The 12661-nt window shown below is 58.0% G+C and carries 14 protein-coding genes; 9 read left to right on the top strand and 5 right to left on the bottom strand.

Annotation, left to right across the window (positions count from 1 at the left end):
* The first annotated feature begins 16 nt into the window (after positions 1-16).
* The 3 genes from ACW4YW_RS03265 to era all read left to right on the top strand — a co-directional run bounded on the left by ACW4YW_RS03265 (position 17) and on the right by era (position 2025).
* Entirely contained in the window at positions 17-382 is a 366-nt protein-coding gene (locus ACW4YW_RS03265; RefSeq protein ID WP_457136243.1) for a DUF4845 domain-containing protein, read from the top strand.
* A gap of 75 nt (positions 383-457) precedes the next feature.
* Positions 458-1138 carry a ribonuclease III gene (gene rnc, locus ACW4YW_RS03260; RefSeq protein WP_457136242.1) on the top strand — a complete coding sequence of 227 codons (681 nt, stop codon included), beginning with the start codon at positions 458-460 and terminating at the stop codon, positions 1136-1138.
* Positions 1135-2025 (top strand): GTPase Era, encoded by an 891-nt coding sequence (gene era / locus ACW4YW_RS03255; protein ID WP_457136241.1) that lies wholly within the window; start codon positions 1135-1137, stop codon positions 2023-2025. Before rnc ends, era begins: the two co-directional genes overlap by 4 nt.
* Here era and pagP read toward each other — a convergent pair.
* Positions 2022-2576 carry a lipid IV(A) palmitoyltransferase PagP gene (gene pagP / locus ACW4YW_RS03250; protein WP_457136240.1) on the bottom strand — a complete coding sequence of 185 codons (555 nt, stop codon included), beginning with the start codon at positions 2574-2576 and terminating at the stop codon, positions 2022-2024. The two genes, era and pagP, sit on opposite strands and share 4 nt — an antisense overlap.
* A gap of 129 nt (positions 2577-2705) precedes the next feature.
* On the opposite strand from pagP, the gene recO reads away from it, so the two are divergent.
* Genes recO through ACW4YW_RS03225 form a run of 5 tightly spaced genes read left to right on the top strand, consistent with a single transcriptional unit; the run spans position 2706 to position 6287 of the window.
* The gene (gene recO, locus ACW4YW_RS03245) at positions 2706-3440 is read left to right on the top strand and encodes a DNA repair protein RecO (RefSeq protein ID WP_457136239.1); all 735 of its coding nucleotides are present in this window, start codon (positions 2706-2708) and stop codon (positions 3438-3440) included.
* Positions 3434-4159: a pyridoxine 5'-phosphate synthase gene (gene pdxJ, locus ACW4YW_RS03240; RefSeq protein WP_457136498.1), complete on the top strand. Its 726-nt coding sequence runs from the start codon at positions 3434-3436 to the stop codon at positions 4157-4159. Before recO ends, pdxJ begins: the two co-directional genes overlap by 7 nt.
* A 21-nt stretch (positions 4160-4180) precedes the next feature.
* Complete coding sequence (gene acpS, locus ACW4YW_RS03235) at positions 4181-4561, top strand: holo-ACP synthase (RefSeq protein WP_457136238.1); 381 nt, start codon at positions 4181-4183, stop codon at positions 4559-4561.
* Between the two features lie 48 nt (positions 4562-4609).
* Entirely contained in the window at positions 4610-5494 is an 885-nt protein-coding gene (locus ACW4YW_RS03230) for a surface-adhesin E family protein (RefSeq protein ID WP_457136237.1), read from the top strand.
* Complete coding sequence (locus ACW4YW_RS03225; protein WP_457136236.1) at positions 5484-6287, top strand: tRNA threonylcarbamoyladenosine dehydratase; 804 nt, start codon at positions 5484-5486, stop codon at positions 6285-6287. The genes ACW4YW_RS03230 and ACW4YW_RS03225 overlap by 11 nt, the downstream gene beginning before the upstream one ends.
* A gap of 9 nt (positions 6288-6296) precedes the next feature.
* Here the strand turns inward: ACW4YW_RS03225 and ACW4YW_RS03220 are convergent, their stop codons facing one another.
* The 4 genes from ACW4YW_RS03220 to ACW4YW_RS03205 all read right to left on the bottom strand — a co-directional run bounded on the left by ACW4YW_RS03220 (position 6297) and on the right by ACW4YW_RS03205 (position 11747).
* Positions 6297-6560, bottom strand: coding sequence for a hypothetical protein (locus tag ACW4YW_RS03220; protein ID WP_309564798.1), 264 nt, complete (start codon positions 6558-6560; stop codon positions 6297-6299).
* 117 nt (positions 6561-6677) lie between these two features.
* Positions 6678-9002 (bottom strand): TonB-dependent receptor, encoded by a 2325-nt coding sequence (locus ACW4YW_RS03215; protein WP_457136235.1) that lies wholly within the window; start codon positions 9000-9002, stop codon positions 6678-6680.
* A gap of 79 nt (positions 9003-9081) precedes the next feature.
* Positions 9082-10419: an MFS transporter gene (locus ACW4YW_RS03210; RefSeq protein ID WP_457136234.1), complete on the bottom strand. Its 1338-nt coding sequence runs from the start codon at positions 10417-10419 to the stop codon at positions 9082-9084.
* Entirely contained in the window at positions 10416-11747 is a 1332-nt protein-coding gene (locus ACW4YW_RS03205) for an LLM class flavin-dependent oxidoreductase (protein ID WP_457136233.1), read from the bottom strand. The genes ACW4YW_RS03210 and ACW4YW_RS03205 overlap by 4 nt, the downstream gene beginning before the upstream one ends.
* 263 nt (positions 11748-12010) lie before the next feature.
* On the opposite strand from ACW4YW_RS03205, the gene ACW4YW_RS03200 reads away from it, so the two are divergent.
* A complete protein-coding gene (locus ACW4YW_RS03200) occupies positions 12011-12652 on the top strand; it encodes a TetR/AcrR family transcriptional regulator (RefSeq protein WP_457136232.1) in 642 nt (213 codons plus the stop codon).
* Positions 12653-12661 lie beyond the last annotated feature (9 nt).

Here is a 12661-nt window from a genome sequence, read left to right as displayed (position 1 = left end):
TAAAGGGAGAGCCAGCATGAAGAAACAGCAGGGCATGACATTCCTGAGCCTGGTCGTGGTCATCGCGATAGGCGTGTTTTTTGCAGTGCTGGCGATGAAACTCACGCCTTCCTACATCGAATATTTTGCCGTCAAGAAAGCGATCAGCCGCATTGCCCATGACCCGGCGTTTTCCAGCATGAGCAAGGCCGACATGATTACCGCTTTCCAGAAGAGCGCGACCATAGACGATATCCGCAGCGTCGAAGCCCGGGACCTGACCTTTTTGCGCGATGAAAACGGCAAGACGGCGCTGTCGGTCGATTACCAGGTCGTGGTGCCGTTGTTCTCCAATATCAGCGTCCTGCTCGACTTCGAGGCATCTACCGACAATGCCCGTTGATTTTCAGCCTTGCCCGGGCTGTGTGGCTTGCATGGCTTCTTCAGCGTTGCATTTTCCTCACGGTGGGCTGGCGTTTTGAGCCAGAACAGCCTGGTACGCCGGCTTGCGTACGAATTCAAGGACAAAAACCTGCTGACGCTCGCGCTGACGCACCGCAGCTATTCCGGCAACAATAATGAGCGCCTGGAGTTTCTTGGCGACGGTGTTTTGAATTTCCTGGTGGCGCATCAGTTGTTCCAGCGATTCCCCAAATTGCCCGAGGGCGACCTCAGCCGTTTGCGCGCCCAACTGGTCAAGGAGCAAACCCTGAGCGAGATCGCCACCGGCCTGGATGTCGGCGAGTTCCTCCGCCTGGGCGAAGGCGAGCTCAAGAGCGGCGGCTGGCGGCGCCCCTCCGTGCTGGCCGACGCCATGGAAGCCATCATTGGCGCGGTTTTCCTGGACGGCGGCTATCCGGCGGCCGAGGAGCTGGTGAAACGCTTGTTCCTGCCGCGCATGGAAGGCATAGACCCGAAGGCGATCGGCAAGGATGCCAAGTCCTTGCTGCAGGAATTCCTGCAAGGGCGCAAAATAGACCTGCCCGAATACACTGTGATGGCAACCGAGGGCGAGGCGCATTGCCAGACGTTCCGGGTAAGCTGCCATATCACCAAGTTCCAGATTACTACAGAGGGCAGGGGCTCCAGCCGCCGTGCGGCTGAACAGCAGGCCGCCCAGCTGGCTTACGAGCAACTGCTCGAAAAAGGAAAGAAATGACTTCATCCAACGCTTTTCGTTGCGGCACCGTCGCCATCGTCGGCCGTCCCAACGTGGGCAAGTCCACCTTGCTCAACCATATCCTCGGCCTGAAGCTGAGCATTACGTCACGCAAGGCGCAAACCACGCGGCATCGCCTGCTGGGCATACATACCACTGAAGATACGCAATTCCTGTTTGTGGATACGCCAGGCTTCCAGCAGAAGCATATCAATGCGCTCAATCGCAACCTGAACCGCACCGTCACTCAGGTGCTGAGCGAGGTGGATGTGGTGTTGTTCGTGATCGAGCCCATGCATCTGGGAGATGCGGACCGCAAGGTGCTGCAGCTGCTGCCGAAGAATCAGCCAGCCTTCCTCGTTGTCAACAAGGCCGACCTGATGGGTGACAAGGGGAACCTGTTGCCGTTGATCCAGGATTTCGACCTGGAGTTTCCATTCACCGGCATCATTCCCGTGAGTGCCAAGAAAAATCTGTATCTTGATGAGCTGCTGGCTGCCGTCCGTGAACACCTGCCTGAACAGCCGGCGATTTATGGCGAGGACGAACTGACGGACCGTAACGAGCGCTTCCTGGCGGCAGAAATGCTGCGTGAAAAGATCTTCCGCCTGTTAGGAGACGAAGTGCCGTATTCCGTAGCGGTGGAGATCGAGAAATTCGAGCAGGAAGGCAATTTGCGCCGCATCCACGCCGCCATCATTGTCGACAAGGACAGCCAGAAGCCGATGCTGATCGGCAAGGGCGGCGAGAAGCTCAAGCGCATTTCCACCGAGGCGCGCCAGGATATGGAAAAACTGTTCGGCGGCAAGATCTGGCTCGAGACTTGGGTGAAGGTCAAAGGCGGCTGGGCGGACGACGAGCGCGCCCTGAAGTCCCTCGGGTACTAAAAGCCCACCCTGGACCAGAAGAACAGGATATTGCCGTTGCCCCGGCCGCCCGGTACATAGCTGGTGTTCACCGAGTATTGCCTGTAGTTGAGCGAGGCAATCGGCAGTACGCCGGGGATGGGGAAATTCTTGTAGATATCGGCACGCGAAGTGAGGAATGCCGTGTAGCCGACGCCGGCATGCAATCCCGACCGAGGTCCCATCATCCATTGGTGTCCGTAGCCCAGCATGGGTTGCACATTGCTGTGCGAATCCGAGAACGCCATCATGTAAACGCCCTCCCAATTGCCGGCGGCATTGTAGCGGCTGCGCCCGTAGCCCAAGCCCCAGGTGAATTCGCGGAACGAGTCGATCTTGTCGTTATCGTAGGCAAAGCGCAAGTGGTGAGTCCAAAGCGGGATGTATAGGTCATGATCGCCGTTTTTCCAGGTATCCGAGATGCGCTCGCATGACTTGTCTATCCATGAGTAGTCGGTGTTGCATGCGGCCTCTGCCGCCAATGGGACAAGCAGGGAGCTGCTCATCGCGATGATGCCGTGCCTGATATTCATGAGCTTATACCTTAACCATCTGCTAAAGCTGACAGCAGAGTATGAGGAAAGGTTTCTCCACTGCGCTGATATGGGCGAGGAAACCTGAGATAAAATGCGTGCTGGATCTTAATCTAACATAAAGTTTGCATGGCAATCAGTAACATCCAGCGCCAAGACAATCAGCCTGTTTATGTGCTGCACACCTATCCGTTCAAGGAAACCAGCTTGGTGGTCGAGTTGTTCAGCCGCGAGTTCGGGAGGGTGGCGGCCGTCGCCAAGGGCGCCCGGCGCCCGCGTTCGGCCATGCGCGGCATGCTGCAGGCATTCCAGCCATTGCAGGCGACCTGGTCGGGCAAGGCCGAGCTCAAGAACCTGCACAGTATGGAGTGGGGAGCGGGTTTGCTCCTGCTGCGCGGCGAGGCATTGATGTGCGGCTTCTACCTCAACGAGTTGCTGTTGCGTTTGCTGCCGCGCGAGGATGGGCATGACGCCCTGTTCGACTATTACTGCCAGACCTTGCGCATCCTCACGCAAGACCAGGTGCCGCCCGCAACCACTTTGCGCCGCTTCGAGCTCAAGATGCTGCAGGAGCTGGGCTATGCCGTGCCGCTGGAGCATGATGACGCGGGCAATGCCATCGAGGCCGACTACGTGTATTCCTATGTGGCCGAGCAGGGAGCGGCCCGCACGGGCCAACATGCGGCGCCGGCAAATGGCGTACAATTGTCCGGCAGGACATTGCTCGCCATGGCGCAGGATGACTACAGCGATGCCTTGACCCAGCAGCAAAGCAAGCAGTTGATGCGTACCTTGCTGGCGCATTACCTGGGCGAGAAGCCCTTACATACCCGACAATTACTCATGGATTTGCAGGCATTATGAAACTAGGCGTCAATATCGATCATGTAGCCACCTTGCGCCAGGCGCGCGGCACCCAATATCCCAGCGTCGTGCAGGCAGCCTTGCGTGCCGAGGAGGCCGGGGCGGACAGCATCACCATCCATTTGCGGGAAGACAGGCGCCATATCCAGGATGCGGATGTGTTTGCCTTGCGTCCGTTGTTGCAGACCAAGATGAACCTGGAAATGGCCGTGACCGACGAAATGGTCGGCATCGCGCTCCAAGTCAAACCGCAGGACGTCTGCCTGGTGCCTGAGCGCCGTGAGGAGCGGACGACCGAGGGCGGCCTGGACGTGGCCGGCAACCTGGGCACTATCAAGGCCGCCTGCAAGACGTTGGGGGATGCGGGTATCCGCGTTTCCTTGTTCATCGGCCCTGATCTGGAGCAGGTCGAGGCGGCCAGGGCGGCCGGTGCGCCCGTGATCGAGATTCATACCGGCGCATTTGCCGATGCCAAGACGGATGCCGACAAGCATGCCGAACTGCAGCGTATCCGCATGGCGGTGGACCATGGGTTGGCGCTGGGCCTGACCGTCAATGCCGGGCACGGCCTCAATATCCACAACGTGCATGAGATTGTCGGCATCCCCGGCATCGAAGAGCTCAATATCGGCCATGCGATCGTGGCCCATGCCTTGTTCGTCGGCTGGGAATACGCGGTACGTGAAATGAAGGCGCTGATCGTGCAGAAGGCGAATTAGGCGGTTCGGCCAACATCCAGCATGATTTACGGGATAGGTACCGATATTGTCGAAGTGGTGCGCATAGAGGAATCGCTCAGCCGCTTCGGCGACGCATTCGCCCAGCGCATTCTCAATGCCGCCGAATGGCAGGAATACGAGGCGAGCCGGGTCAAGGCCAGGTTCCTGGCCAAGCGCTTCGCCGCCAAGGAGGCATTTGCCAAGGCGCTGGGCACCGGCATACGCGGCGCTGCCAGCTTCGAGAACATCGGCATCGGGCATGATGAGCTGGGCAAGCCGGAATTCCGGCTTGCGCCCTTGTTGCAGGCGTGGCTGGCGGAAAAGGGAGTTGGCGGCCTGCATTTATCCATCAGCGATGAAAAAGCGCTTGCCGCTGCTTTCGTGGTATTGGAAAAAGCCTGAACGATGCGTAGCCTGTGGTTAGCCTGCCTGCTATTTGCAGGCACTGCGATGAGTGCAGAGCAATGGGAGCTGGCGGGGGAGAGCAGCGTCGGCAAGCACTATGTCGACCAGGCCAGCGTGGTGCGCAATACCGCGGAGCAGAAGTTTACCGTGCAGGCCAAGGTGGAGCAGGCTGATGGCATTTGGGTGACCACTATGCAGGTGGATTGCAGGGCCAAGCGCTTCAGCTACCTCAAAGGGTTCCAACTCAAGGACGGCAAGCAGGTGGTCAGGTTCGACGCTCCGCGTGCGGAAGAGCCGATCAGCCCCGGCTCGCTGCCGGACCAGCTGGAGCAGCGCTATTGCACCGCTCCCGTTGCGGCGCCTTCGTCGGGGGTACCCAGATGGGAAGTGGTCAGCAACAGTAATGCGGGCGAGGTCGCGCTTGACCGTGCTTCCCTGCAAACACTGCCCGGCCAGGTGTTCAGGGTCAACACCCGCGTTAAGCTGTTCAACAAGAATGAACAGACCCTGAGCGCGTTGCAATTCAATTGCGGCGAAGGCACTTTCAGGATATTGCAGGCGCAAAGGCTGCGCGACGGTAAGGCCGAACCCCTGTTCGACAAGGCTCAACCCTTTGCGCCAGTGGGCAAGTCGGCCACGGCGCAGCATCTCGCCAAGGCGATTTGCAGCCCGGCCGCCAAGCCCGCGCGCAACCCGTTCCAGGAAGATGCCTGCAAGGCGACATTGAGCGACTTGCAGGCGCTGGAAGCGCGCGTGCAGGCCGATGTCGACGCCCATGCCCTGTATTGCGACACCATGCAGAGATACCTCGATCAACTCGCGCGCATTGCCGATGATGCGGAGAAAAACCATTGCGCCATCCACGGCCTGGATCAATACCAGCGCGAGATTCGTGCCGTCGGGTGCGAGGAGCCGCCAAGTGGGCGATAGCCGGGATATCGATTGGGAGCGTAGGTTCGGCGGCGTGCGCAGGCTGTATGGCGAGGCCGCGCTGCAACGTTTCCGGCATGCGCATGTCGCCGTGATCGGTATGGGCGGCGTGGGTTCTTGGGGAGTCGAGGCATTGGCGCGCAGCGCGGTAGGCAAGCTGACTTTGGTTGACCTCGACAATATTGCCGAATCCAACGTCAATCGCCAGTTGCATGCTGTCGAGGGCAATTTCGGCCTTGCCAAGGTTACCGCCATGGCGCAGCGCGTGCATGCGATCAACCCGTTGGCCGAGGTGCGCGAGATCGAGGATTTCATTACGCCGGACAACCTCGGTGAGCTTCTGGCTACGCGTTTCGATGCCGTGCTGGACGCGATCGACGATGCAAGGGCCAAGGTGGCATTGGCTGCCTGGTGCCGCAAGCTCGGGATTCCATTGGTGATGGCAGGCGGGGCGGGGGGGCGTGTCGACCCCACACGCATCCGGGTGGCGGACTTGGCAGAGGTGCACGGCGACAGGCTGCTGGCAAAGGTACGCAACCAGTTGCGGCGCGATCACGGTTTCCCGAAAGGCCTGGACGGCAACAAGCCAGGCAGTAAAAAGAAGTTACAGAAATTTGGCATCGCCTGTGTTTATTCCGACGAACCCGTACAGCAGCCGGATGCCAGTTGCAGCGCGGATGCAGGCGGCATCACGGGTCTCAATTGCGCAGGGTACGGCTCCTCGGTCGCCGTCACCGCCCCATGCGGCATGGCCGCTGCGGCGGAAGTGCTCAAGCTATTATTGGCGGGATAGCTTGGATTGTTATCGGGATATGGTGCGCTCGTATTCCGGAAAGTAGCGTGAAATCACGGAGAGGTCGAAGCTGCGCAAAATGCTGGTGTTGGATTCGCGCTCCAGCAGGAACTCGAAAGAGCGCCGGATCAATTCCTCATTGTCAAAGCGTCCCAGGCTGAGTTTTGTCGCGTAGTCTGGCGCCACTGTCACCCGGTGCGTAGTCGCCGAGCTTGCCTCAACGGCTACTTCGAAAGCATGTTCATCCAGTTTGTTGACGGTGATCTTCGCCATCGCAATCCCCTTTGATGAGTAGGGCATAGTGTAGCGTGAAATATGGCTATCTACATAAAAAATCAGCCACCTGCTGCGTAAGCCAGGTGGCTGCTCCCCTTTAGGTATTTTGCCGGGTTAGAAGTCGTAGCGCAGGCTGGCGCCTATGGTGCGTGGTTGTGCTGCGGAGCCCGCGTACATGCCGAAGCCTGAATTGACCAATCCAAGGAAGTAATGCTTGTCGAACAGGTTTTTGGCCCAGATCGAGATATCCCATTGATTGTTTCCATGTGGAATTTTGAATCCGGTGGTCAGGTTGAATACGCCGTAACTGGGAATCTTGGAGTAGGTAGAATTGTTGACGTCGGCATAGGTTTCGGAACGCCAGCCGTAATTGGCAGAGGTGTAATGCTCGACGCTGCCATTGATGTTCCATTGATGAAAGACTCCCGCGTTGGCGGTCCAGCGCGGAGCGCCATTGACGCGATTGCCGGCGATGCTACGGACCCCTCGGCCATAGCCTACCCCATCGAATTCTTCGAATGGGGTGGGAGCGGTACCCCGGTCAAACGTGGCATCAGTATAGGCAGCATTGAAGGTCAAAGCTAAATGGCTGGTGGGCTGAGCCTTGATGTCGAGCTCCACACCCTTGCTGGTCAGGTCACCAACATTTGTCAAAAGTGGCAGATAGGCACCACCGGATTCGGCGGTGGTGACAGCCTGGTAGTCGGAAATCTTGGTCAGGAACAGGTTGGTATTGATATGCAAGCGATTATCGAGCCAACTGGTCTTGAGGCCGAGTTCCAGATTATGTGCTTTTTCAGGGTCAATGCGGAGGGCTTGGCTGCCAAATACCGAACCAGGGGAGGCTACGCTGTTGACATTGAATCCGCCGGATTTCTCACTGGTGGAGTATGTCGCAAAACTCAGGATGTCATCCGTGAAGCGATAGCTTGCGGTAAGCAATCCAGCAATGCTTTCATCCTTGCGCCTCAACGTACCTGAGTCATAAGCGCCAAATAGTTGCGGATGGTAAATAATATTGGACGCAGGTGAAATCAGCTGTTGGTCGACCCGACCTTCTTTTTTCTCTAGCGTGTAACGCAAGCCAGCAGTCAAGTCGAGCTTTTCGGTCGTATGCCAGGTAGCCTGACCAAAGACAGCATAGCTGTCTGTCTTGGCGGTACCTTGGCCTTGTAAGGATGAGTTTCCCGGATAGGTCAAGGATAGAGGTAGCGAAATTGGGCCTGTGCTGTAACCATTGTCACTGTCGATATTCTGGTGATAGTAAAAGGCGCCGACAACATAGTCGTAGACCTCTCCTAGTGGCGAGGCGAGGCGGATTTCCTGTGAATATTGTTCTTCCTTGACTTTGAAGCCGCCGACCAATCCTGGCAGGCGAGTAAAATCAAGATCATTCTCAGGACTGAATTTCCAGTCCCGCCAAGCGGTAATGGACGTCAGCTTATAACCGTTGATATCCCAGTTTGCCTCGGCGGAAAGCGCGTCCTGGTTGACCTTGGAACGTTGCCTGGCGTCAAAGTCCACTTTGTAGTCGTAGGGGCTACGGGCGATGTTCACGGCACCAAGAGATGTAGCATTCTGCGCATACGTCATGCCATTGGGGCGCCAAGGCCCAAAGCTATAGGGGATCAATGTCCCGGTGCTGGAATCCTCTTCATTGTGTTCACCAATCAGGCGCAGGCTGAACGTTTCGCTGGGCTTGATCAATATCTGTCCGCGGACGCCCTGGCGGTTGATCTCGTTCAAGTCCTTGCCGTTGTAAGTGTTCTTGATCCAGCCGTTGTCATGGGTATCGTAGGCGGAAATACGCACAGCCACGTTGTCGCTCAACGGCTGGTTGATCATGGCCTTGAGCTGGCGGTAGCCGCGCTCGCCGCCTGAGACTTCAATGGTGCGTTCTTCCTTGAACACGGGCTGCCTTGAGGTGATGTTGAGCACGCCCGCGGTGGTGTTCTTGCCGAACAATGTGCCTTGCGGGCCGCGCAACAGGTCGATCTGCTCGATGTCGAGCAGGTCGAACACCGCCTGTCCCGGGCGTCCGAGGTAAACGTTGTCGAGGTAGATGCCGACGCTGCCTTCGAGGCCTTCATTGGCGGTGTTGTTGCCGATGCCGCGCACCGCGACGCTGGACTGGCGCGCGTGGATGAATTGCGAGGTAAAGTTGGGCAGCAGCTGTTGCAGGTCTTGCACCTGGTAGATCTTGGTGGTTTCGAGTTGCTCGCCCTTGACGACGCTGATGGGCGCTGGCACATCCTGTTCTTTTTCGGCGCGCCTGCGCGCAGTGACGGTAATGCTGCCCAGCTGGTTTTCCTCACTGGTTTCTGCGGTTTGCTGCCTGGTAGTTGCTTCAGGTTCGTTTTCCTCGGCGTAGGCCGGGTTGAAGGCCGCATGTATCGCCAGTGCAATACTGCTGATGACAAATGGTTTGCTTAATTTCATGGTTGGTTTCCCCTAAATAAATCTGGTGTGCCCGTGGTGGTCAGCGAAATTTGGATACATCGTCGCTTGTCCATGGCGATCAGCCTGCTTCAATCTTGTAATGGCCTACCTTTTGCAGGTCGCGCTGGTAATAGCGCAAGGTGCTGGTGAGCAATATAACCGCTAGCAAGCCGCTGGCGACCGGCAGTATCAACAAGGCATGGCCAAGGCCGTAGTGGTCTGAAAGCAGGCCTGCCAAGTAGGGCCCGGGAACGGAGCCGAGCAAGTGTAGCGTCATGACCGATGCAGTACCAGAAAGTGCGCGGCCGGCGGGGTGCGCCAGTTCCTGGGTCATGCTCAGCGGGCCGGAGCCGCTGACGGCAGCGGAAAAGCACGCCAGCACGATCAGCAGGTACTGCGTCTGGTAGTCGTAACTGCCGCCGAATGCGATGGCATACAGCACGGTGGACAGGGAAATTGCGCTGACCGAGAAATAGATCTTGGCATTGCGTAGGCGGCGCGTCAGCGCATCCATGATCCATCCGCCAAGGGGGATGGCGATGACGCCGACCAGCATCAGGCCGCTGGTCAGCAGCGAGGCGTGCTGCAACGGCAAGCCATGGATGCGGTTGAGATAGGTCGGCAGGAAGAAGACCAGGGGCACCCATTGCAACGTAGCCATGGCGCCGCTGAGATAGGTCAGCAACAGCGATGGCGTGCGGACGATTCCCGACCAGTTGCGGCGTACCACCTGCCAGTGACTGGTTTTTTGTCGGCCCAGTGCAGGCGCTTCAGGCTGGATATTGCGGTAATCGCGGCAGCGATACAGCGCGACCGCGACCAGGATGCCCGGGATTGCCAGCAATCCCAGCGCATGGCGCCAGCCGTAATGCGCTGCGATGAATCCGCCCAGCGCGATGCCCAGCGCCATGCCAATGGGCTGGCTGGCGGAGAAGACGCCCAGGGCCAGTTGCAGCCTGCGGCGCGGGAATGCGGCCGTGATCCAGGCATAGGAGGCGGGGGCGTAGGCGGCTTCTCCAGCCCCCACCAGGGCGCGGCTGGCGGCCAACTGGCCGAAGCTCTGGGCAAATGCGCCGCTGGCGGATGCGAAACCCCAGAATATGCCCATGAGGCTGGCTGTCTTGATGCGGCTCCAGCGGTCGATGGCGATGGATACCGGGAAGGCGAACAGCACCATGCCCAGGGTCAGCAGCGAGCTGAGCAGGCCCGACTGGGCGTCGCTCAGGTCCCATTCCGCCTTGATGTAAGGCAGCAATCCGGCGATGATCAGGCGGTCGGCGAAGTCGAATACCATCAGCAGGCATAGCAGCGAGAACACCCATAGGGTGCCTTGCTTGCCGAAGAGGTAGCGGTCATCCTCAACTTTAGCGATGACAGTGCTGCCTTGGGTTTCCAACGGGACAGTGGCGCGGCTCATTGATATTGGCTCCTGGGGCGTGGCAGCTCTAGGTGTTCGCGCAGTGTGCTGCCCGTATATTCGGTACGGAACAATCCGCGGCGCTGCAATACTGGGATGACTTGCTCCACGAACTCGGAGAGGCCGTGGGGAAAAGTGGCGGGCAGGATATTGAAGCCATCGGCGGCGCCCTGCGTGAACCAGAGCTCCAACTGGTCAGCAATAGTGCTTGCCGTGCCGGTGATGATACGGTGACCGCGTGCGCCGGCGACCTTCTGGTAAAGCTGGCGTATGGTCAGGTTGTCGCGGCGCGCCAGGTCTACCAGCAGCTGCTGGCGGCTTTGCCAGCCTTCTGTATTGGGGAACTCGGGAACCGGGCCATCAATCGAGTATTTGCCGAGGTCGATATTGCCGAGGAAGGCCGACAATAGCGCAATTCCTACGGCAGGGTCGATGAGCGACTGCAACTGCTCATATTTTTCCAGCGCTTCTTCTTCTGTACGGCCAATGATGGGCATGACGCCCGGCATGATGCGCAGGCTGTCGGGCGAGCGTCCGTGTTGCGCCAGCCTATCCTTCAAGCCCTTGTAGAACGCCTGGGCTCCCTCCAGTGATTGCTGCGCGGTGAAGACGATCTCCGCGGTGGCGGCTGCGAGGTTCTGTCCATCCTCCGATGACCCGGCCTGGACAATGACAGGATAGCCCTGCACCGGCCTGGCTGACTGCAGTGGGCCGGACACGGAGAAATATGTGCCCTTGTGGTTGAGGAAGTGCAGTTTGTCCGGGTCGAAGAAATTACCCGACGCCTTGTCGAATAAATAGGGCTCGTCGTCCCAGCTATCCCACAAGCCCTTCACCACATCGACATATTCCCGGGCGCGTTCATAGCGCTCGGTATGGGGAATCTGCGTGCTCAGGCTGAAATTGTTCGCCTCGAAATCGGTGCCCGACGTCACTAGGTTCCAACCCACGCGGCCCTGGCTGATATGGTCGAGTGAGGCAAACAGGCGGGCCAGGTGGTAGGGTTGCAGGTAGCTGGTGGAGACGGTGCTGATGAGGCCGATTTTCTCGGTGCTGCCAGCAATGGCGGACAATAGCGTCAGGGGTTCCCAGAAATAGGTCACGGCGCCTTTGGCGAGCAAGCGTTTGTCTATTTGCGGCAAGCCTAGCGAGTCGGCAAAAAAGATGGCGTCGAATTTCCCACGTTCCGCAATTTTTGCCAGGTTCTTGAGGTGGGCGAGGCTGGTAGCGTCGGCCGGGTTGACGTCCGGATGCCGCCAGGCGGCCAGGTGGTGTCCTACGCTCTGCAGGAACGCGCCCAGCTTTATTTGTCTTTTTTGGGTTGCCATATTGTCCTTGTGTACTTCCAGGCTGCAAAGTGGCGCGAGATACGTCGCTCCATCAATAGCTGTAAAAAAGGTTGCAATTAAGTGAACGGTAACGTTTACTTAATGAAGGCAATCTAACCGATCTTTTTTAGAATGAAAAATACTTATTTGAAATATTGATATTCTGTTTTCGAATAAATGGAGGCGGCAGGCAACAGCAGGGGTGATGCAAGAGTGGCATAATGCATGCCTTGCCAATTGCGAACTCAATTGAATGGAGCAGGATGACTAGCAAAACCATTGTTGGCAGACCTACCAAGGAAGCTTCGGAACAGCTTGGCCAGCATATCTTGGATGTGGCGGCCGGGTCTTTTCGCGATAAAGGCCTGCAAGGCGCCAGTATCGAAGGCATTGCAAAGGCGGCGGGTGTCTCGAAGCTGACAATCTATCGCCAATTTTCCAATAAAAACACTCTGTTTATGGCGGTGATTAACAAATACGTCGCCCAATACATCGCCGTATTGAATGCGGCCATCAACACTAGCAAGCCGCCCAGGCAGGCACTGTTCGACATAGGCTGTGTCATGGCTGAGCAATGGTTTAATCGCGACAACATGAAGTTCAGCCGCATGGTGGTGGCGGAGGTCGACCGTGTCGAAGGGCTGTCCAGCCTGGTAGACCAGGTGACGAACCAGGCGCGCATGCCGATAGAGCGCTATCTCGAGCAGCTCAGGCAGAAAGGGCTGGTGCGCTTTTCCGACGTCAGGGCGGTGACCATCCAGTTCGTGCAGCTATGCGTTCATGGCCATTATTACCTGCTGCGCGATGAGGCGACCTTGCCGGGGCCGGAGGCACGGGTTGAGTTGGTCAGGTCTGCGGTCGATCTCTTCGTTCACGGTTATTTCCTGCCCGAAGTCGCCGTATAGCCGAAGCGG

The sequence above is a fragment of the Methylobacillus pratensis genome, assembly GCF_054072455.1.
This window is presented reverse-complemented; position numbering and strand designations above follow the sequence as displayed.

Bases quoted from the DNA above. Each gene is read 5' to 3' on its own strand.
- ACW4YW_RS03215 (WP_457136235.1), bottom strand. From the start codon at position 9,002: ATGAAATTAAGCAAACCATTTGTCATCAGCAGTATTGCACTGGCGATA.
- era (WP_457136241.1), top strand. From the start codon at position 1,135: ATGACTTCATCCAACGCTTTTCGTTGCGGCACCGTCGCCATCGTCGGC.
- ACW4YW_RS03205 (WP_457136233.1), bottom strand. From the start codon at position 11,747: ATGGCAACCCAAAAAAGACAAATAAAGCTGGGCGCGTTCCTGCAGAGC.
- ACW4YW_RS03265 (WP_457136243.1), top strand. From the start codon at position 17: ATGAAGAAACAGCAGGGCATGACATTCCTGAGCCTGGTCGTGGTCATC.
- ACW4YW_RS03210 (WP_457136234.1), bottom strand. From the start codon at position 10,419: ATGAGCCGCGCCACTGTCCCGTTGGAAACCCAAGGCAGCACTGTCATC.
- recO (WP_457136239.1), top strand. From the start codon at position 2,706: ATGGCAATCAGTAACATCCAGCGCCAAGACAATCAGCCTGTTTATGTG.
- ACW4YW_RS03230 (WP_457136237.1), top strand. From the start codon at position 4,610: ATGAGTGCAGAGCAATGGGAGCTGGCGGGGGAGAGCAGCGTCGGCAAG.
- acpS (WP_457136238.1), top strand. From the start codon at position 4,181: ATGATTTACGGGATAGGTACCGATATTGTCGAAGTGGTGCGCATAGAG.
- ACW4YW_RS03200 (WP_457136232.1), top strand. From the start codon at position 12,011: ATGACTAGCAAAACCATTGTTGGCAGACCTACCAAGGAAGCTTCGGAA.
- pagP (WP_457136240.1), bottom strand. From the start codon at position 2,576: ATGAATATCAGGCACGGCATCATCGCGATGAGCAGCTCCCTGCTTGTC.
- ACW4YW_RS03220 (WP_309564798.1), bottom strand. From the start codon at position 6,560: ATGGCGAAGATCACCGTCAACAAACTGGATGAACATGCTTTCGAAGTA.